This is a genomic window from Nocardia sp. NPDC050717 (assembly GCF_040654275.1).
GTDB lineage: Bacteria > Actinomycetota > Actinomycetes > Mycobacteriales > Mycobacteriaceae > Nocardia.
This window is the reverse complement of the sequence record NZ_JBFAHR010000004.1, coordinates 61,933-78,930: the sequence shown is the minus strand read 5'-3', so window position 1 is coordinate 78,930 and position 16,998 is coordinate 61,933. Positions and strand designations below refer to the sequence as shown.

General features: G+C 68.1%; 16 protein-coding genes and 2 tRNA genes. 11 read left to right on the top strand and 7 right to left on the bottom strand.

Features of this window, described 5'->3' with window-relative positions; translation table 11 throughout:
• The first annotated feature begins 81 nt into the window (after positions 1-81).
• Positions 82-285: a cold-shock protein gene (locus AB0H56_RS10975; protein ID WP_232999969.1), complete on the top strand. Its 204-nt coding sequence runs from the start codon at positions 82-84 to the stop codon at positions 283-285.
• A gap of 3 nt (positions 286-288) precedes the next feature.
• On the opposite strand, the gene AB0H56_RS10970 is transcribed toward AB0H56_RS10975, so the two are convergent.
• Both AB0H56_RS10970 and AB0H56_RS10965 read right to left on the bottom strand, forming a co-directional pair.
• On the bottom strand, positions 289-564 hold the full coding sequence (locus AB0H56_RS10970; protein WP_110035941.1) for a hypothetical protein: 276 nt from the start codon (positions 562-564) through the stop codon (positions 289-291).
• A 91-nt stretch (positions 565-655) separates the two neighbouring features.
• On the bottom strand, positions 656-1,438 hold the full coding sequence (locus AB0H56_RS10965; protein ID WP_232999967.1) for an MHYT domain-containing protein: 783 nt from the start codon (positions 1,436-1,438) through the stop codon (positions 656-658).
• 394 nt (positions 1,439-1,832) lie between these two features.
• On the opposite strand from AB0H56_RS10965, the gene AB0H56_RS10960 reads away from it, so the two are divergent.
• Entirely contained in the window at positions 1,833-2,036 is a 204-nt protein-coding gene (locus AB0H56_RS10960) for a cold-shock protein (protein ID WP_019048280.1), read from the top strand.
• Between the two features lie 76 nt (positions 2,037-2,112).
• On the opposite strand, the gene AB0H56_RS10955 is transcribed toward AB0H56_RS10960, so the two are convergent.
• Positions 2,113-2,922, bottom strand: coding sequence for a nucleotidyltransferase domain-containing protein (locus AB0H56_RS10955; RefSeq protein ID WP_357160427.1), 810 nt, complete (start codon positions 2,920-2,922; stop codon positions 2,113-2,115).
• 132 nt (positions 2,923-3,054) lie between these two features.
• On the opposite strand from AB0H56_RS10955, the gene serA reads away from it, so the two are divergent.
• Together serA and AB0H56_RS10945 are read left to right on the top strand one after the other, a co-directional pair.
• Positions 3,055-4,653: a phosphoglycerate dehydrogenase gene (gene serA, locus AB0H56_RS10950; protein WP_357160424.1), complete on the top strand. Its 1,599-nt coding sequence runs from the start codon at positions 3,055-3,057 to the stop codon at positions 4,651-4,653.
• A 116-nt stretch (positions 4,654-4,769) separates the two neighbouring features.
• Positions 4,770-5,777, top strand: coding sequence for a 3-isopropylmalate dehydrogenase (locus AB0H56_RS10945; protein ID WP_357160421.1), 1,008 nt, complete (start codon positions 4,770-4,772; stop codon positions 5,775-5,777).
• A 123-nt stretch (positions 5,778-5,900) separates the two neighbouring features.
• Here the strand turns inward: AB0H56_RS10945 and AB0H56_RS10940 are convergent, their stop codons facing one another.
• Entirely contained in the window at positions 5,901-7,034 is a 1,134-nt protein-coding gene (locus AB0H56_RS10940) for an MFS transporter (protein WP_357161244.1), read from the bottom strand.
• 357 nt (positions 7,035-7,391) lie between these two features.
• Between AB0H56_RS10940 and AB0H56_RS10935 the strand changes: the two genes are divergently transcribed.
• The 4 genes from AB0H56_RS10935 to AB0H56_RS10920 all read left to right on the top strand — a co-directional run bounded on the left by AB0H56_RS10935 (position 7,392) and on the right by AB0H56_RS10920 (position 10,010).
• Positions 7,392-8,165, top strand: coding sequence for a fumarylacetoacetate hydrolase family protein (locus tag AB0H56_RS10935; protein WP_357160418.1), 774 nt, complete (start codon positions 7,392-7,394; stop codon positions 8,163-8,165).
• An 18-nt stretch (positions 8,166-8,183) separates the two neighbouring features.
• The gene (gene gltX / locus AB0H56_RS10930) at positions 8,184-9,659 is read left to right on the top strand and encodes a glutamate--tRNA ligase (protein WP_357160415.1); all 1,476 of its coding nucleotides are present in this window, start codon (positions 8,184-8,186) and stop codon (positions 9,657-9,659) included.
• A gap of 178 nt (positions 9,660-9,837) precedes the next feature.
• Positions 9,838-9,909 (top strand) — tRNA-Gln (locus AB0H56_RS10925).
• Positions 9,910-9,937: 28 nt separating this feature from the next.
• Positions 9,938-10,010: transfer RNA gene (locus tag AB0H56_RS10920), tRNA-Glu, on the top strand.
• Between the two features lie 45 nt (positions 10,011-10,055).
• Here the strand turns inward: AB0H56_RS10920 and AB0H56_RS10915 are convergent.
• Positions 10,056-10,757: an IclR family transcriptional regulator gene (locus tag AB0H56_RS10915; protein WP_110035937.1), complete on the bottom strand. Its 702-nt coding sequence runs from the start codon at positions 10,755-10,757 to the stop codon at positions 10,056-10,058.
• Positions 10,758-10,820: 63 nt separating this feature from the next.
• On the opposite strand from AB0H56_RS10915, the gene leuC reads away from it, so the two are divergent.
• The 3 genes from leuC to AB0H56_RS10900 all read left to right on the top strand — a co-directional run bounded on the left by leuC (position 10,821) and on the right by AB0H56_RS10900 (position 13,719).
• The gene (gene leuC, locus AB0H56_RS10910; protein WP_357160411.1) at positions 10,821-12,245 is read left to right on the top strand and encodes a 3-isopropylmalate dehydratase large subunit; all 1,425 of its coding nucleotides are present in this window, start codon (positions 10,821-10,823) and stop codon (positions 12,243-12,245) included.
• Positions 12,246-12,278: 33 nt separating this feature from the next.
• Complete coding sequence (leuD, locus tag AB0H56_RS10905) at positions 12,279-12,887, top strand: 3-isopropylmalate dehydratase small subunit (RefSeq protein WP_110035935.1); 609 nt, start codon at positions 12,279-12,281, stop codon at positions 12,885-12,887.
• Positions 12,888-13,044: 157 nt separating this feature from the next.
• Positions 13,045-13,719 (top strand): HU family DNA-binding protein, encoded by a 675-nt coding sequence (locus tag AB0H56_RS10900; RefSeq protein ID WP_357160407.1) that lies wholly within the window; start codon positions 13,045-13,047, stop codon positions 13,717-13,719.
• 123 nt (positions 13,720-13,842) lie between these two features.
• Here the strand turns inward: AB0H56_RS10900 and AB0H56_RS10895 are convergent, their stop codons facing one another.
• Both AB0H56_RS10895 and AB0H56_RS10890 read right to left on the bottom strand, forming a co-directional pair.
• Positions 13,843-14,763, bottom strand: coding sequence for a bifunctional NUDIX hydrolase/histidine phosphatase family protein (locus AB0H56_RS10895; protein ID WP_357160404.1), 921 nt, complete (start codon positions 14,761-14,763; stop codon positions 13,843-13,845).
• 20 nt (positions 14,764-14,783) lie between these two features.
• Entirely contained in the window at positions 14,784-16,955 is a 2,172-nt protein-coding gene (locus tag AB0H56_RS10890) for an RNA degradosome polyphosphate kinase (RefSeq protein WP_357160401.1), read from the bottom strand.
• Positions 16,956-16,998 lie beyond the last annotated feature (43 nt).

Genomic DNA, 16,998 nt, shown 5'->3' with positions numbered 1-16,998 from the left:
CCCGGCATGCGGGGCGGACGGCCCGGGCGTGCGACCATGGACGAATCAGCATGTCAGGCAAATGATTCGGAAGGCTGGTCGATGGCGAGCGGCGTGGTGAGCTGGTTCGACAGCGGCAAGGGATTCGGGTTCATCACCCCGGACGCGGGCGGGGCCGAGATCTTCGTCGAGTACACCGAGCTCGTCGGTGCGGGTTTCCGCACCTTGCGAGCCGGTCAGCGGGTGGAATTCGGGATCAGGGAGACCCGGCGTGGTCCGGAAGCGCACCACGTCCGGGTCCTCTAGCGGTCAGTAGACGGCGACGGCGTAGATCGCGAACCCGGTCGCGGCCAGCGCGGCGACCGCGCACACGGCCAACAGCCGGGTGCTGAGCCGATGCAACCGGTCGTGGCGGGCCCGCAGGACGAAGAAGCTGCCGGTGGGGTTACCGTCGCCGATGAAATGCGACGCGGTGTGCGAGGCGGTCAGTGCGTCGGTCGCGCGGGATTCGGCGATCGAGGCGGCGAGCAGGGCGACAGCGCCGATACCGGCGCAGAGCGCGGCCACGATGATGAGATTCAGCAAGTTGACCCCCGGTGAGACTCGGCCGAGCCCAGGCCCGGCCGGTGATTCGCTACCTCCTGATTGTCCCAGCGGGGTACGACAAGTTCGGGCGTCAGTTCTGGCCGCTCGGCCAGAAGCGGCTGGCGCGCTGGCCGTGGACGGGCCTGGTCAGGTTGGGGTCCTCCGCCTCGGTGATGCCGACCTGCATCAGCAGGATCATGGTCACCATGCTGATGCTGACGATCAGCGGAGTGAGCAGCTGGGTCGCGGTCGCGCCCGCGGCGTGGGCGACATGGGCGCTGGTGTGCGCGCTCATCGAGAACATGCCGGTGTAGTGCATGCCGGTGACCGCCACGCCCATCAGCAGGGCGGCGCCGATCGTCGCCATGATGCCGTGGATGTGCAGGGCGAACCACAGCGCGGCCGTCGCGGCGACCACCGCGATCACCATCGACAACGCCACCACCAGCGGGTCGTAGACGATCTCGATGTCGGTCTTCATCGCGTACATGCCCGCGTAGTGCATCGCGCCGACCCCGAGTCCGGTGATCGTGCCGCCGACCGGCAACGCGGCGCTGTCCCAGCTGCGGCGCACCACGATCGACAGGCCCAACCACACCACCGCCATCGCGACCGCGGCGCTGAACAGGGTGATCGGCACGTTGTATCGGATGGTCGCGCCGTGCACGGAGAATCCGAGCATCGCGATGAAATGCATGACCCAGATTCCGGTACCGCCGAGTGCGATGGCGGCCGCCGTCAGCCAGCCGCCGTGGTTACCGGAGGCGCGCGAGCGAACCATGCAACGTAGCGCCAGCATCGACCCGAGGACGGACATGAGATAGGCCAGCAGCGGGGTGATCCAGCCGTAAGTGAAATGGTTGATGTCCAGCACTATCTGCTCCCTTGCGCGCTACTCCGCGAGGTGTTCACTGCCTCACGAACACGGAAAATACGCTGGTAGAAAATTTGCCGTACTGGGTTTCGTCAAATTTCTAGGGGCGGTGACGGTGTGCTGTCGGCGGAGCGTAGAGGAATCGATGGTGAAGCGGGGCGGTCGGTTTCACCGGATGCGCACGGAGAATGTGGCATCCGCGCCGCTACCACCTCGGCATACGCTGAGCATCCGCCGTGGAGTGTGTGAGCGTCCCAGCCTCCGACGGGTCGGCGTTGGGTTCCTCACAGTCGACCGAGACGGGTGTGGCCGAATTCGTCGGATCATGGCATTGTTGTTGGGGAGACCGGGACCGGACTATTAGGACCTGGCTCGTCTACAGAAGGTTTTAGAAATGGCTCAGGGCATTGTGAAGTGGTTCAACAGCGAGAAGGGCTTCGGCTTCATCGCGCAGGACGGCGGCGGACCCGACGTCTTCGTGCACTACTCGGCTGTTAGCGGCTCGGGCTTCCGCTCCCTCGACGAGGGTCAGCGTGTGGAGTTCGAGATCGGTCAGGGCCAGAAGGGCCCGCAGGCACAGGACGTTCGCGTCATCTAGTTCCTGCGCTGACCAGCGTATGAGTTGAAGCTCCGCACCGGACCGGTGCGGAGTTTCTGCGTTTCCGGGGGGTCGCTCAGCCCACGGCGAGGGCCTCCGCCCGGAAGAACTCGTCGGTGATCGCCCGCGCCGCGGTCAGGTCGCGGGGCTCGCGCGAGGCGAACACCATTGTCGCCGTGTCGAATTCGGCACTGATGAAGGCAGCGATCGGAGCCGGGACCGCGCCGGCGCCCATTTCCCTGGTCCGCGACTTCAGCTCCGTCAGGTCGGTGACCGCGGCGACGAAGTCGGCGGGCAGCTCGCATTCGGCCAGCAGCGTCGGCAGATGCATCGGCGCCACCGCGGCGCCGGGATGCTCGCGCAACCAGCGCAGCGCCATCGCGGGCCGCAGCGCGTAGAACACCTTCTTCAAACCGCCGTTGCGCTCGAACAGCGCGTACTGACGCGCGCCCAGGTGCAGGTAGTGCCGCGCCACCCGGTCGCGATCGGCCACCTCGGCCGCCACCTCGCGCAACCGGGCGCGAAACGCCGCGTCGCCGCGATAGACGATGGGTGACATCAACCACTCGATCAGCACCGCGTTGCCCTGCACGAGCAGGCGCAACGCCTTGGCCAGATCCCAGCCGTTCACATCGAGCAGGCCAACCAGCGGCGTCTCGATCACATCGCGCGTACGCCAGGGCGACAGATAGGTCTCGAGGCCGGCCACGTAGACGAACCGGCAGTCGTAGTCGGAGTCCGGCGAGGGGAAACCCCAAGCACGGCTGCCGCTTTCGATGGCCAGGCGGATGGTGACCCCGTGCGCGGCCGCCACCCGGTCGAGCTCGGCGTCGACGGCGGCGACGACGGCCGGATCCATCGAGGCGGGGACGGTGCGCATGGACATGGGGCGATGGTAGGCGGCGCGCCGCCCAGGATTCACCCGGTTTTCGGCAGGGGGGTAAGGGCAACCGAACCTCGCCGACTATCCTGGTCGGCGGTAACTGCCGACCCCTTTCTTCCCCAGGAGTACCCCACAGTGAGCCAAGCAGGCCGTCCTGTAGTTCTGATCGCCGACAAGCTCGCCCAGTCGACCGTCGACGCGCTCGGTGACGGTGTCGAGGTTCGCTGGGTCGACGGCCCCGACCGCCCGGCCCTGCTCGCCGCGGTGCCCGAGGCCGACGCGCTGCTCGTGCGTTCCGCGACCACCGTCGACGCCGAGGTGCTCGAGGCGGGCAAGAAGCTCCAGATCGTCGCCCGTGCCGGCGTCGGCCTCGACAACGTCGACGTGCCCGCCGCCACCGAGCGTGGCGTGATGGTCGTCAACGCCCCGACCTCCAACATCCACACCGCCGCCGAGCACGCCGTCACCCTGCTGCTCGCCGCCGCGCGCCAGATCCCGGCCGCCGACGCGACCCTGCGTGAGAAGACCTGGAAGCGCAGCAAGTTCAACGGTGTCGAGATCCTCGGCAAGACCGTGGGCGTCATCGGCCTGGGCCGCATCGGCCAGCTGTTCGCGCAGCGTCTGGCGGCCTTCGAGACCAAGATCGTCGCGTACGACCCCTACACCTCGCCCGCGCGCGCCGCCCAGCTGGGCATCGAGCTGCTGAGCCTGGAAGAGGTGCTCGAGCGCGCCGACTTCATCTCCATCCACCTGCCCAAGACCCCCGAGACCAAGGGCATGCTCAACGCCGAGACCCTGGCCAAGACCAAGCCGGGCGTCATCATCGTCAACGCCGCGCGCGGTGGCCTGATCGACGAGCAGGCGCTGGCCGACGCGATCAAGTCCGGCCACGTGCGGGCCGCGGGCCTGGACGTGTTCGAGACCGAGCCGTGCACCGACAGCCCGCTGTTCGAGCTGCCCGAGGTCGTCGTGACCCCGCACCTGGGTGCCTCCACCGCCGAGGCCCAGGACCGCGCAGGCACCGATGTCGCCAAGTCGGTGCTGCTGGCGCTGGCCGGTGAGTTCGTGCCGGGCGCGGTGAACGTCACCGGTGGCGCCGTCAACGACGTCGTCGCGCCGTGGCTGGACGTGGTCCGCAAGCAGGGCGCGCTGCTGGGCGCCATCGCCAACGAGCTGCCCGTCAGCGTCGAGGTGCAGGTGCGCGGCGAGCTGGCCTCGCAGGACGTGGCCGTGCTGGAGCTGTCCGCCCTGCGCGGGGTGTTCTCGGCGCTGGTCGAGGACCAGGTCACCTTCGTCAACGCCCCGGCGCTGGCCAAGGAGCGCGGCATCACCGCCGAGGTCACCACCGCCACCGAGAGCCCGAACCACCGCAGCGTCGTCGACCTGCGCGCCGTGTTCGGCGACGGCTCGACCCTGAACGTGGCAGGCACGCTGACCGAGCCGAACCTGGTCGAGAAGATCGTCAACATCAACGGCCGCAACTACGACATGCGCGCCGAGGGCCTGAACCTGGCCGTGCTGAACTACGGCGACAAGCCGGGCGCGCTGGGCAAGATCGGCACCAAGCTGGGCGAGGCCGAGATCGACATCCTGGCCGCGCAGCTGAGCCAGGACGTGGACGCCGAGGGCGCCACCGTGGTGCTGCGCGTCAACCGCGAGGTGCCCACCGAGGTGCAGACCGCGATCGCCGAGGCCGTCGGCGCGTCGAAGGTCGTGCTCGTCGACCTGGCCTGAGTTGTGACGTCCCGGTCTCCGGGACATCGGCAGTAGCGCGCCGTCACCCCACGGTGACGGCGCGCACCTGTATCCGCGGCGCGGCACGACCGCCCGACTTCGAACGGAGTTAGTTCATGAAACTCGCAGTCATCGCCGGTGACGGCATCGGCCCCGAGGTCATCGCCGAGGCGCTCAAGGTGCTCGACGTGGTCTCGCCGGGTGTCGAGAAGACCGAGTACGACCTGGGCGCCGCCCGCTACCACCGCACCGGCGAGATCCTGCCGGAGTCGGTGCTGCCCGAGCTGAAGCAGCACGACGCCATCCTGCTCGGCGCGATCGGCGATCCGTCGGTGCCCAGCGGCGTGCTCGAGCGCGGCCTGCTGCTCAAGACCCGCTTCGCGCTGGATCACCACGTGAACCTGCGTCCGTCGCGGCTGTACCCGGGCGTCACCAGCCCGCTGGCGGGCAACCCCGACATCGACTTCGTGGTCGTGCGCGAGGGCACTGAGGGCCCCTACACCGGCACCGGTGGCGCGATCCGCGTCGAGACCCCGCACGAGGTGGCGACCGAGGTGTCCACCAACACCCGCTTCGGCATCGAGCGCGTGGTCCGCTACGCCTTCGCCACCGCGCAGGCGCGCCGCAAGCACCTGACCCTGGTGCACAAGAACAACGTGCTCACCTTCGCCGGGTCGCTGTGGCAGCGCACCGTGAACGAGGTCGCCGCGGAGTTCCCCGAGGTGCAGACCGCCTACCAGCACATCGACGCCGCCACCATCCACATGGTGACCGACCCGGGCCGCTTCGACGTGATCGTCACCGACAACCTGTTCGGCGACATCATCACCGACCTGGCCGCCGCCGTCAGCGGTGGCATCGGCCTGGCCGCCTCGGGCAACATCGACGCCTCGGGGGTGAACCCGTCGATGTTCGAGCCGGTGCACGGCAGTGCCCCCGACATCGCGGGCCAGTCCAAGGCCGACCCGACCGCCGCCATCCTGTCGGTCTCGCTGCTGCTCAACCACCTCGGCAACACCGAGGGCGCCGCGCGCATCGAGTCCGCCGTCGCCAAGGACCTGGCCTCGCGCACCGGCACCGCCTCCACCGTCGAGGTGGGCGACCGGATCGCCGCCATCGTCTGAGGACGCTGAACGCACGATCGGCCCGTGTCGTCATGTGACGACACGGGCCGATCTCTTATGCCTCGGTGAATCCTCAGCGGTGCAACGTGTTTCGATCTCGCGCCGAAACGCGCTGTGGTGGTGTCAGTTTCGCTTGTCGCGGGGGACCAGGGGCACCGCGGCGACGGCAGCCACGGCCGCGAACGCGAACGCGGTGGGGTAGTTCGTCGCGGTGATCAGGGCGCCGAAAACCGGGGGAATGGCGGCGATGACGAGATTCTGGCCCGTGTTCTGGATACCGAGCCCACGGCCCGACCAGAACGGACCGGCGATCTCGGCGACGGCGGTGAAGGCCAGCCCGTTGTCGGACACCGAGACGACCGAGGCGATGACCATCAGCGGTACCGCCACCCACCACCAGCCGGTCCACGCGGTCACCGCCAGCGCCGCCATCGACACGACCGCGGCGATCGCCACCTGCCGCAGCGGCGTGAGCCTGCTGCCGACCCGATCCGACCAGGCGCCCGCGCCGATGCGGCCCGCGGCGCCGAGGAACTGGGTCACCGTCATCAGCGTGCCCGCGGCGGCCAGCGACCAACCCAGGTCGCGATGCAGCCAGATCAGCGCGAAGGTCCACAGGGTCGCCTGCGGGAAGACGAGCAGAATCGAGACGCCGTGGATGCGCCACAGGGTGGAGTCGCCCCGGTAGGGGTTGGCGCGGTCGGCGGCCTTGACGGGCGGACGGGGCGGATCGATGATCCCGACCAGGCAGCCGGCCGCCGCGAGGCCGGCCAGGAGCGCGGGGACCAGCAGCGCGGCCGGGATGCCGTGCTGCGCGGCGACCCACGGAATGCTCAGCGCGCCCAGGCCGACGCCCAGTGGCTGCGCCGTCTGCCGGATGCCCATCGCCAGGCCGCGGCGCTGCGGCGGGAACCAGCCGACGATCACCCGGCCGCTGGCGCCGTTGGAACTGGCCGCGCCCACGCCGCCGAGGAACAGCAGCGCGCCGAACGCGGATGGATTGTCGACCAGCGCGGCGCCGACACCGGCGGCGCACATCAGCGCTGTGCCCGCCACCAGCACGACGCGTTCGCCGATCCGGTCGACGACATAGCCCCACGCGATCAGCGTGCACACCAGCCCGACGGTCGGCAGCGCCACCAGTGCGCCCGCGGCGGCCAGCGAATCGCCGCGCGCGGTGAGGGCGGGCAGCAGGAACGGAGTGCCGTGGATGAACATCGAACTCGAGGTCTGCGCGAAGACGCCGAGGGCGAGCATGAGCCAGCGTCTGCCGTCGCCGATCCGGGGCACCTCGACCGTCGGCCGCACCTCTGTCACGATTCTCACCTCGCCCGAATTGCACGATTGCATCTCAATATTTGAGATTGATGTCTCAAGGTTTGAACATCAGTGCTCACGCTACACCGGTGACCGCCGAATCGCGCCCTCGATTTCGGTGTCTGACAGATCACAGCCCGTCCGCGACGCGCCGGCGGCGAATCCCGCACGGGGGCAGCGCCTTCGAATCACATCGGTGTGAGTCTTCGCACCGCGATGCGGCACGGCTATCGCCGGGCGCGTGCCGCGTCACGGGCGCGTTCGGGCAGGTGGGCACGCCTCGATAGACTCCGGGGCATGCGCTTAGGTCGAGTTGCCAGTCCGGATGGAGTCGCGTTCGTCAGTATCGAGGGCGACGGAAGCGATGCCACCGCCAAGGAGATCGCCGAACACCCGTTCGGCAATCCGACGTTCACCGGGCGGAGCTGGCCGCTGGCCGATGTGCGCCTGTTGGCGCCGATCCTGGCCAGCAAGGTGATCTGCATCGGCAAGAACTACGCCGCCCACGCGGCCGAGATGGGCGGCGAGGCGCCGGTCGATCCGGTGATCTTCATCAAGCCGAACACCTCGATCGTCGGCCCGAACGCGCCGATCATCATGCCGCCCAGCTCTTCCCAGGTGGACTTCGAGGGCGAGCTGGCCGTGGTCATCGGCCGCCCCTGCAAGGACGTGCCTGCGGCCAAGGCCGCCGAGGTCATCCTCGGGTACACGGTCGCCAACGACGTCACCGCGCGTGACCAGCAGCGCCACGACGGACAGTGGACCCGCGCGAAGGGCTACGACACGTTCTGCCCGCTCGGCCCCTGGATCGAAACCGCGCTGGACCCAGCCGATCTGGAACTGGTCACCGAGGTCGACGGCGAGGTCCGCCAGCGCAGCCGCACCTCGCTGTTCCTGCACGACATCCCGAAGATCATCGAATGGGTGTCGACCGTGATGACCCTGCTGCCCGGTGACGTGATCCTCACCGGCACACCGGAAGGCGTCGGCCCGCTGCAGGCCGGGCAGAACGTGTCGGTCACCGTCGAGGGCATCGGCACCCTCACCAATCCCGTTGCCACCAAGCGCTGATACCGCGGAGAGAGAGTCATGACTGAAGTACGGGTCCGTTTCTGCCCGTCGCCGACCGGCACGCCGCACGTCGGCCTGATCCGCACGGCGCTGTTCAACTGGGCGTACGCGCGCCATCACGGCGGCACCTTCGTCTTCCGCATCGAAGACACCGACGCCGCACGCGATTCCGAGGATTCCTACCAGGCGATCCTCGACGCGCTGCGCTGGCTCGGGCTGAGCTGGGACGAAGGCCCCGAGGTCGGCGGCCCGTACGAGCCCTACCGGCAGTCGCAGCGCCGCGATCTGCATCTCGACGTCGTGCGCAAGCTGGTCGAGGCCGGCGAGGCCTACGAGTCCTTCTCCACGCCGGAGGAGGTGGAGGCCCGTCACCGCGCCGCGGGCCGCGATCCGAAACTCGGCTACGACAATTTCGACCGCGATCTGACGGCCGAGCAGATCACGGCCTACAAAGCCGAGGGACGGCCCGCGGTGATCCGGTTGCGGATGCCCGAAACCGATCTCAGCTGGAACGATCTGGTGCGCGGGGAAACGACCTTCAAGGCCGGGACCGTGCCCGATTTCGCGCTCACCCGCGGCAACGGCGACCCGCTCTACACCCTGGTGAATCCGGTCGACGACGCGTTGATGAGGATCACGCACGTGCTGCGTGGTGAGGATCTGCTGTCCTCGACACCGCGTCAGCTCGCGCTGTACGCGGCGCTGCGGCGTATCGGGGTCGCCGAGTTCACTCCCGAGTTCGGCCATCTGCCATTCGTGATGGGCCAGGGCAACAAGAAGCTGTCCAAGCGCGATCCCGAATCGAATCTGTTCGTCCACCGGGATCGCGGATTCATCCCCGAGGGTTTGCTGAATTACCTCGCCCTGCTCGGCTGGAGTATCGCCGAGGACCGCGACGTGTTCTCCATGGCGGAGATGGTCGCCGCGTTCGACATTTCGACCGTGAATTCGAATCCGGCGCGATTCGATCAGAAGAAAGCCGACGCCATCAACGCCGAGCAGATTCGATTGCTCGAGCCGGGTGATTTCGGCCACCGGCTGCGCGAGTATCTCACCGCGCAGGGGCATATCGGCGCCGAAATCGACGAGACGACCTTCCTGGCCGCGGCCGAACTGGTGCAGACCCGCATCGTGGTGCTCGGCGACGCGTGGGACCTGCTGAAGTTCCTGTTCGTGGCGCCCGCGGAGTTCGCCGTCGACCAGGCCGCCGGGAGCAAGAACCTCGGCGCGGAGGTCGATCCGGTGCTCGACGCCGCGATCGCCGCGGTGGAGCCGCTGACCGAGTGGACCACCCCGGCCCTGGAAGAGGCGCTGAAGAAGGCCCTGATCGAGGATCTGGGGCTCAAGCCGCGCAAGGCGTTCGCGCCGGTGCGGGTGGCCGTGACGGGCTCGCACATCAGCCCGCCGCTCTACGAGTCGATGGAGCTGCTCGGGCGCGAGATCTCCCTCGACCGGCTGCGCGCGGCCCGCGGCTGGGTGCCCACGGCGGAGTGAGCGTCCCCGGGGCGGGGCACGGCCCCGCCCCGGAGCCGAAAAACAGCCAAAAATAGGCTTCTGACCAGGCGATTTGTAGTTTACCCCACTGTGTTTGGTAATCTTCTTCTCGCCGCGGAACACGGCCTCGCAACACCGACAACCACTCGGTGAGATGGGGGCCGAGCGTTTCCATCCTTGGGGTATGGTGTAATTGGCAACACAGCTGATTCTGGTTCAGCCATTCTAGGTTCGAGTCCTGGTACCCCAGCAAGGTTTCACTTCGGTGAGATCGTCCTGGCCCCGTCGTCTAGCGGCCTAGGACGCCGCCCTCTCAAGGCGGTAGCGCGGGTTCAAATCCCGTCGGGGCTACAAAGAAAGACCCCCGGTCGATATTCGACCGGGGGTCTTTCTCGTTCACAGTCTCTTGTGCAGTGCCTCGGCGGCGGCGACCAGATCCGCCGCCCAGCGCGCGCCGGGCCTGCGTCCCATCCGGTCGATCGGTCCCGACACCGAGACCGCGGCCACGACGGCGCCGGCCGCGTCGCGCACCGGGGCGGAGACGCTGGCCACACCCTGCGCGCGTTCCGCGGCGCTCTGCGCCCAGCCGCGCTTGCGGACCTCGGCGAGCGCCCGGTCGCCGAACACCGCGTCGGCCAGGACGGTGCGCTGTAACTCCGGATCGGCCCACGCCATCAGCACCTTCGCCGCCGAGCCCGCGGTGAGCGGTAGTCGTGAGCCGACGGGCACCGTGTCGCGCAGGCCGACGGGCGGCTCAAGGGCGGCCACGCAGACGCGGGCGTTGCCGTCGCGGCAGTACAGCTGGACGCTCTCGCCGGTGATCTCGCGCAGGCGGGGCAGAATGGCCCCTGCCGCCTCCACCAGTGGATCGGTGGCCCCCGCCGACAACTCGGTGAGGGCGGGGCCGGGGCGCCACAGCCCGTTGCCGTCCCTGGCCAGTAGCCGGTGCGTCTCCAGCCCGACCGCCAGCCGGTGCGCCGTGGCGCGGGGCAAGCCGGTGCGGGTGCACAGGTCGTTGAGACCACATGGCTCGTCCGCGACGGCGTAGAGCACCGCCACGGCTTTGTCGAGAACACCGATACCGCTATGCTGTCTCATAGAACGATACTAACGTCTCATATCTTGAGATACCAAGTATGTCCGTCGAAAGGTGATCAAGCAATGGCCGAGCGCGCCCGCACACTGGCCGAGAAGGTGTGGGAACAGCACGTCGTCGTCCCTGGCGAAGGCGATGGTTCCTCCCGTGAACCCGACCTGATCTACATCGATCTCCACCTCGTGCACGAGGTGACCAGTCCGCAGGCCTTCGACGGGCTGCGGGCGGCGGGCAGGCCGGTGCGCCGTCCCGATCTCACCATCGCGACCGAGGACCACAACGTCCCCACCGTCGACATCGACAAGCCGATCGCCGACCCGATCTCGCGCACCCAGGTGGAGACGCTGCGCCGCAACTGCGCCGAGTTCGGCGTGCGCCTGCACCCGATGGGCGACACCGAGCAGGGCATCGTGCACGTCGTCGGCCCGCAGCTGGGGCTGACCCAGCCGGGCATGACCGTGGTGTGCGGCGACAGCCACACCTCCACCCACGGCGCGTTCGGCGCGCTGGCCATGGGCATCGGCACCAGCGAGGTCGAGCACGTGCTCGCCACCCAGACGCTGTCGCTGCGCCCGTTCAAGACGATGGCCATCACCGTCGACGGCGAATTGGCGCCGGGCGTCACGAGCAAGGACCTGATCCTGGCCGTGATCGCGCAGATCGGCACCGGCGGCGGCCAGGGCTATGTGCTGGAGTACCGCGGCGAGGCGATCCGCAAGCTGTCGATGGAAGCGCGGATGACCATCTGCAACATGTCCATCGAGGCGGGCGCCCGCGCCGGCATGATCGCCCCCGACGAGGTGACCTACGAATTCCTGAAGGGCCGCCCGCACGCGCCGCAGGGCGCCGACTGGGACGCCGCGGTGGCCGCCTGGGAGGCGCTGAAGACCGACGAGGGCGCGGTTTTCGACGCCGAGGTGCACATCGACGCCGACACGCTGACCCCGTTCGTCACCTGGGGCACCAACCCGGGCCAGGGCCTGCCGCTGGGCGCGAACGTCCCCGACCCCGCCCAGATCGCCGACGAGAGCGAGCGCGACGCCGCCGAGAAGGCGTTGCGCTACATGGACCTGACGCCGGGCACGCCGCTGCGTGAGGTCAGCGTCGACACCGTTTTCGTCGGTTCCTGCACCAACGGGCGGATCGAGGATTTGCGCGCGGTGGCCGATGTTTTGAAGGGACGTCACGTCGCCGACGGTGTGCGAATGCTGGTCGTACCCGGGTCGATGAAGGTCAGGGCGCAGGCGGAAAAAGAAGGACTCGGCGAGATTTTCACCGCCGCCGGCGCGGAATGGCGCCAGGCGGGCTGCTCGATGTGCCTCGGCATGAATCCCGATCAGCTCGAGCCCGGCCAGCGCTGCGCCTCCACCTCCAACCGTAATTTCGAAGGCAGGCAGGGCAAGGGTGGCCGCACCCACCTGGTCTCGCCGCTGGTGGCCGCCGCGACCGCCGTCCGCGGAACCCTGTCCTCGCCCGCCGATCTGGCCTGAGCGCCCGACCTCCACGATCGAAGGAGAATCGTTATGGAAGCCTTCACTGTTCACAAAGGCATCGGGGTGCCGCTGCGCCGGTCCAATGTCGACACCGACCAGATCATCCCGGCCGTTTACCTGAAGCGGGTGACCCGTACGGGTTTCGAGGACGGCTTGTTCGCCGGTTGGCGGGCGGATCCGGACTTCATTCTGAACACCGAGCCGTACTCCCGCGGCAGCGTCTTGGTCGCCGGACCGGATTTCGGCACCGGGTCCTCCCGGGAGCACGCGGTGTGGGCGCTGTCGGACTACGGCTTTCGGGTCGTGATCTCCTCGCGTTTCGCCGACATCTTCCGGGGGAATGCGGGGAAGGGCGGCCTGTTGGCCGCGCAGATGTCACAGAACGATGTCGAAATGCTGTGGAAGCTGATCGAGGAACAGCCGGGTCTCGAATTGGTTGTCGACCTCTCCGCGCGCACCGTGACGGCGGGAACCGTCGTGTTGCCGTTCGATATTGACGACTACACCAGGTGGCGTCTGCTGGAGGGTTTGGACGACATCGGGCTCACGTTGCGGCAGGCCGCGACGATCGGCGAGTTCGAAAAGGCTAGGCCGTCATGGAAACCCGTGACGCTGCCGGAGCCTATTTCGCAAGCGTAATCACCACCGGCGATTGGCGGCGCATCCCCTGGGGGCGGTAGCTGGACGTGTGCTAAACCACATGAATTTTGGCGTGGCACATAGACTCTTGCCCAAACTGGGTTTACCGTGGTACCTAGTCGGTCCGACGACGGGCCATTAGTCTGCGGAGGATTCAATGAACAAGGCGGAACTGATCGACGTTCTGACCGAAAAGTTGGGTACGGACAGGCGCACGGCTACTGCGGCTGTCGAGAACGTGGTCGACACCATCGTTCGCGCCGTGCACAAAGGTCAAAGCGTCACGATCACCGGATTCGGTGTGTTCGAACAGCGCAAGCGTGCCCCCAGGGTTGCCCGCAACCCGCGTACCGGGGAAACCGTGAAGGTGAAGGCGACTTCGGTGCCTGCCTTCCGGCCCGGTGCTCAGTTCAAGGCGGTGATCGCGGGCAAGCAGAAGCTGGCCGCGTCGGGACCCGCCGTGAAGCGGGGCGTGAACGCCCCCGTGGCGGCGAAGAAGGCGGCAGCCAAGAAGACGGCGGCCAAGAAGACCGCCGCCAAGAAGGCGACGCCGTCGAAGGGCCCCGCCAAGACCACCGCCCGTAAGGCAGCCACCAAGGCCCCCGCCGCCAAGAAGACCACGACGACGACGGCCGCCGCGAAGAAGACCGCCGCCGCCAAGAAGACCACGGCGGCAAAGAAAGTGACCGCGGCGAAGAAGACGCCCGCGAAGAAGGTGACGACGGCGGCCAAGAAGACCACCACCGCCGCCGCCAAGAAGACCACGGCCGCCAAGAAGGCCCCCGCCAAGAAGACAGCTGCGAAGAAGACTGCCGCCCGTCGTGCTCGTTGATGTTGATCCCGCCGCAGCGGGATCAGGTCGGGGAATGTGCACGTAGGCCGCATCACCCACCACTGGACCGAGAACGGCCCCGGGGATTCCGGGGCCGTTTCGGCTGTTTCGGGTCGGGCCGCTCTAGGCTTTGACGAATCCGGTCGTGAGTGCGCGGTCCAGATGGTCGGCCGCGACCAATCGGTCGTCGGTGAACGACAATGCCCAGACGCTGCCCTTGCGATTGCGCGCGGGCGGCAGGCTGAGCTCGCCCCGCTCGGCGAGCCATTGCACGAGATCGGGAATCACCCCGCCCTGACTGCACACCACCGGGACGCCCCGATCGGTGATCAACGACAGAAATCGTTGTCGCGCCGCGTCTTTCGCTGAATCGTAACCTTGCTCGGAAAACATTGGCTCGCAATTGATTTCGGTGTTCAGCGCTTCCGCCAACGGGGTCACGGTTTGCACGCAGCGCAGCGGATCGGCCGAGTGGATCTCGGATGCCCCGAACGCCAGCAGATTCGGCGTCAACGCCTTCGCCTGCGCGGCACCCGCCGGTTCCAGCGGGCGCTGCGCGTCGGGCCCGTCGAACTTGCCGCGCTTGCCCGCCTTGGCGTGGCGAACCAGCAGCACCGTCGCGGTGCGCGCGGGCAGCCGGGCGAACATCCGCACGACCTGACGGTCCATCGGATAGGACAGCTGATCCATCACCCGGTCCAGCGGATACCAGCGCAACTGGTCGACCTCGTCGTTGACGGTGAACTCGCCCGCCTTCGCCTCGGCCGCCCAGTAATAGACCCGTTTGAGCTGACGGTGGCCCGGGATCGGATAGGTGACGTGCCCGAGGAACCGGCCGAGGGTGCACGGCAGACCGGTCTCCTCGCCGACCTCGCGCACCGCGGCGACGATCGGTGTCTCCCCGGGGTCGAGCTTGCCCTTGGGCAGCGACCAGTCCCCGTATTTCGGGCGGTGGATCACCGCGATCTCCGGGCCCTTGTCGCCCGCGCGCCACACCAGGGCCCCGGCCGCGTAGATATTGGCTTGCACACGGGGATCCCGCATGGACAGCCCTGCGCCTTCGCTCACTGCTGATCGGGGCGTCGCAGGCGCATGAGGAACTGCTGATGGTCGCGGACCTGCTCGCCATCGGCATCGGTCGGGCTGGCCTGCCATCGACCGTCCGGGCGGAGCACCCAGCAGCGCGTCATCGGGTCCAGCGCCGAATCGAAGACCACCGAGAGCTGTTCGGCCAGGCGCGGGTCCTTCACCTGGACCATCACCTCGACCCGGCGGTCGAGATTGCGGTGCATCATGTCGGCGCTGCCGATCCAGGTCTGGGCCTGCGCGCCGAACTCGATCACCCGGGAGTGCTCGAGGAACCGGCCGAGGATCGAGCGCACCTCGATGTTCTCGCTCAGCCCCGCGACGCCGGGACGCAGCCCGCAGATGCCGCGCACCACGATCTGGACCGGCACGCCGGCCAGGGACGCCCGGTAGAGCGCGTCGATGATCTGCTCGTCGACGATGGCATTGGCCTTCAGCCGGATTCGGGCGGCGGTGTCGCCCTGCTCGGCCAGTTCGATCTCGCGGTCGATCCGCTCGATGATGCCGTCGCGCACGCCCAGCGGCGCGACCATCAGGTTGCGGTAGTCCTCCTTGCGGGAGTACCCGGTCAGCGAGTTGAACAGGTCGGTCAGGTCGGCGCCGATCTCCGGTGCGGCCGTGAACAACCCGAAGTCCTCGTAGAGCCGGGCCGTCTTCGGGTTGTAGTTGCCGGTGCCGATGTGGCAGTAGCGCCGGATGGTCGACCCTTCCCGGCGCACCACCAGGCAGGTCTTGCAGTGGGTCTTCAGGCCGATCAGGCCGTACACCACGTGCACACCCGCCTGTTCCAGCGCGCGCGCCCACTTGATGTTGGCCTGTTCGTCGAAGCGGGCCTTGATCTCCACCAGCGCGACGACCTGCTTACCTGCCTCGGCGGCCTCGATCAGCGCGTTGATGATCGGCGAATCACCGGAGGTGCGGTACAGGGTCTGCTTGATCGCCAGCACCTGCGGGTCGGCGGCGGCCTGCTCGATGAAGCGCTGCACGCTCGTGGAGAACGAGTCGTACGGGTGGTTCACCAGCACATCGCCCTCGCGCAGCGCCGAAAAGACGTTGCGCGGGGTCTCGCGTTCACCGAAGGCGGCGGGAGTGGCCGGAACATAGGGCGCGTCTTTGAGATCGGGCCGGTCGACGCCGTACACCTGCATCAGGCACGACAGGTCGAGCAGGCCGGGCACCTGGATCACGTCGGCCGGATCGACCTCGAGTTCGCGCAGCAGCAGTTCGAGCATGTGCTCGGTCATGTCGTCGGAGACCTCGAGCCGCACCGGCTTGCCGAAACGGCGCCGCGCCAGCTCGCGCTCCATCGCCTGCAGCAGATCCTCGTCGCGGTCCTCGTCGACCTCGAAGTCGGCGTTGCGGGTGATCCGGAACGAATGGGTCTCCACCACGGTCAGCCCGGGGAAGAGCAGATCGAGGTGCGCGGCGATGAGTTCTTCCATCGGCAGGAACGCCGCGATCGCCGAGGGCGCCGCGGTGCGCCGCACGCGCACGAAGCGATCGACGTTGTCGGGCACCTTCACGCGGGCGAAATGCTCACCGCCGGTGTCGGCGTCCTTCACCGTCACCGCCAGATTCAGGCTCAGGCCCGAGATATAGGGGAACGGGTGGGCGGGGTCGACGGCCAGCGGTGTGAGCACGGGGAACACCTGATCGGTGAAATAGCCCGAGAGGCGCTGCCGTTCGTCGTCGTCGAGGTCGGCCCAGCCGATCAGGTCGATGCCGTGGGCGCTCAGCGCCGGATTGACGTCGTCGATGAACACGCGCGCGTGCCGGGCGGCCAGTTCCTGGGCGCGCGCGGCGATCATCTCCAGCTGTTCCGAGGGTGAGCGGCCGTCGGCGGAGCGGACCGACAGCCCGGTCTCGGCGCGGCGCTTGAGGCCGGCGACACGGACCATGTAGAACTCGTCGAGATTCGAGGCGAAGATCGCCAGGAACTTGGCGCGCTCGAGCAGCGGCAGGGAGGCGTCCTCGGCGAGCGCGAGCACGCGGGCGTTGAAGTCCAGCCAGCTGAGTTCCCGGTTGAGGTAGCGATCCCGGGGCAATCGCTGGGTGGTGGTGTCGGAGCCCGCGCCGTTGGCGGCCGCGGGTGGCGGGGAAATCGGGGCCTGCTGCTTGATGGTTTCCGTATCGCTCACGCTGTCAATCATCCCCTACAAACCGCGCAGTTCGCAGTACGACATCGGGGGACTC

Bases quoted from the DNA above. Each gene is read 5' to 3' on its own strand.
- AB0H56_RS10890 (WP_357160401.1), bottom strand. From the start codon at position 16,955: ATGATTGACAGCGTGAGCGATACGGAAACCATCAAGCAGCAGGCCCCG.
- leuD (WP_110035935.1), top strand. From the start codon at position 12,279: ATGGAAGCCTTCACTGTTCACAAAGGCATCGGGGTGCCGCTGCGCCGG.
- gltX (WP_357160415.1), top strand. From the start codon at position 8,184: ATGACTGAAGTACGGGTCCGTTTCTGCCCGTCGCCGACCGGCACGCCG.
- AB0H56_RS10915 (WP_110035937.1), bottom strand. From the start codon at position 10,757: ATGAGACAGCATAGCGGTATCGGTGTTCTCGACAAAGCCGTGGCGGTG.
- leuC (WP_357160411.1), top strand. From the start codon at position 10,821: ATGGCCGAGCGCGCCCGCACACTGGCCGAGAAGGTGTGGGAACAGCAC.
- AB0H56_RS10955 (WP_357160427.1), bottom strand. From the start codon at position 2,922: ATGTCCATGCGCACCGTCCCCGCCTCGATGGATCCGGCCGTCGTCGCC.
- AB0H56_RS10960 (WP_019048280.1), top strand. From the start codon at position 1,833: ATGGCTCAGGGCATTGTGAAGTGGTTCAACAGCGAGAAGGGCTTCGGC.
- AB0H56_RS10945 (WP_357160421.1), top strand. From the start codon at position 4,770: ATGAAACTCGCAGTCATCGCCGGTGACGGCATCGGCCCCGAGGTCATC.
- AB0H56_RS10895 (WP_357160404.1), bottom strand. From the start codon at position 14,763: ATGCGGGATCCCCGTGTGCAAGCCAATATCTACGCGGCCGGGGCCCTG.
- AB0H56_RS10975 (WP_232999969.1), top strand. From the start codon at position 82: ATGGCGAGCGGCGTGGTGAGCTGGTTCGACAGCGGCAAGGGATTCGGG.
- AB0H56_RS10935 (WP_357160418.1), top strand. From the start codon at position 7,392: ATGCGCTTAGGTCGAGTTGCCAGTCCGGATGGAGTCGCGTTCGTCAGT.
- AB0H56_RS10940 (WP_357161244.1), bottom strand. From the start codon at position 7,034: ATGCTCGCCCTCGGCGTCTTCGCGCAGACCTCGAGTTCGATGTTCATC.
- AB0H56_RS10900 (WP_357160407.1), top strand. From the start codon at position 13,045: ATGAACAAGGCGGAACTGATCGACGTTCTGACCGAAAAGTTGGGTACG.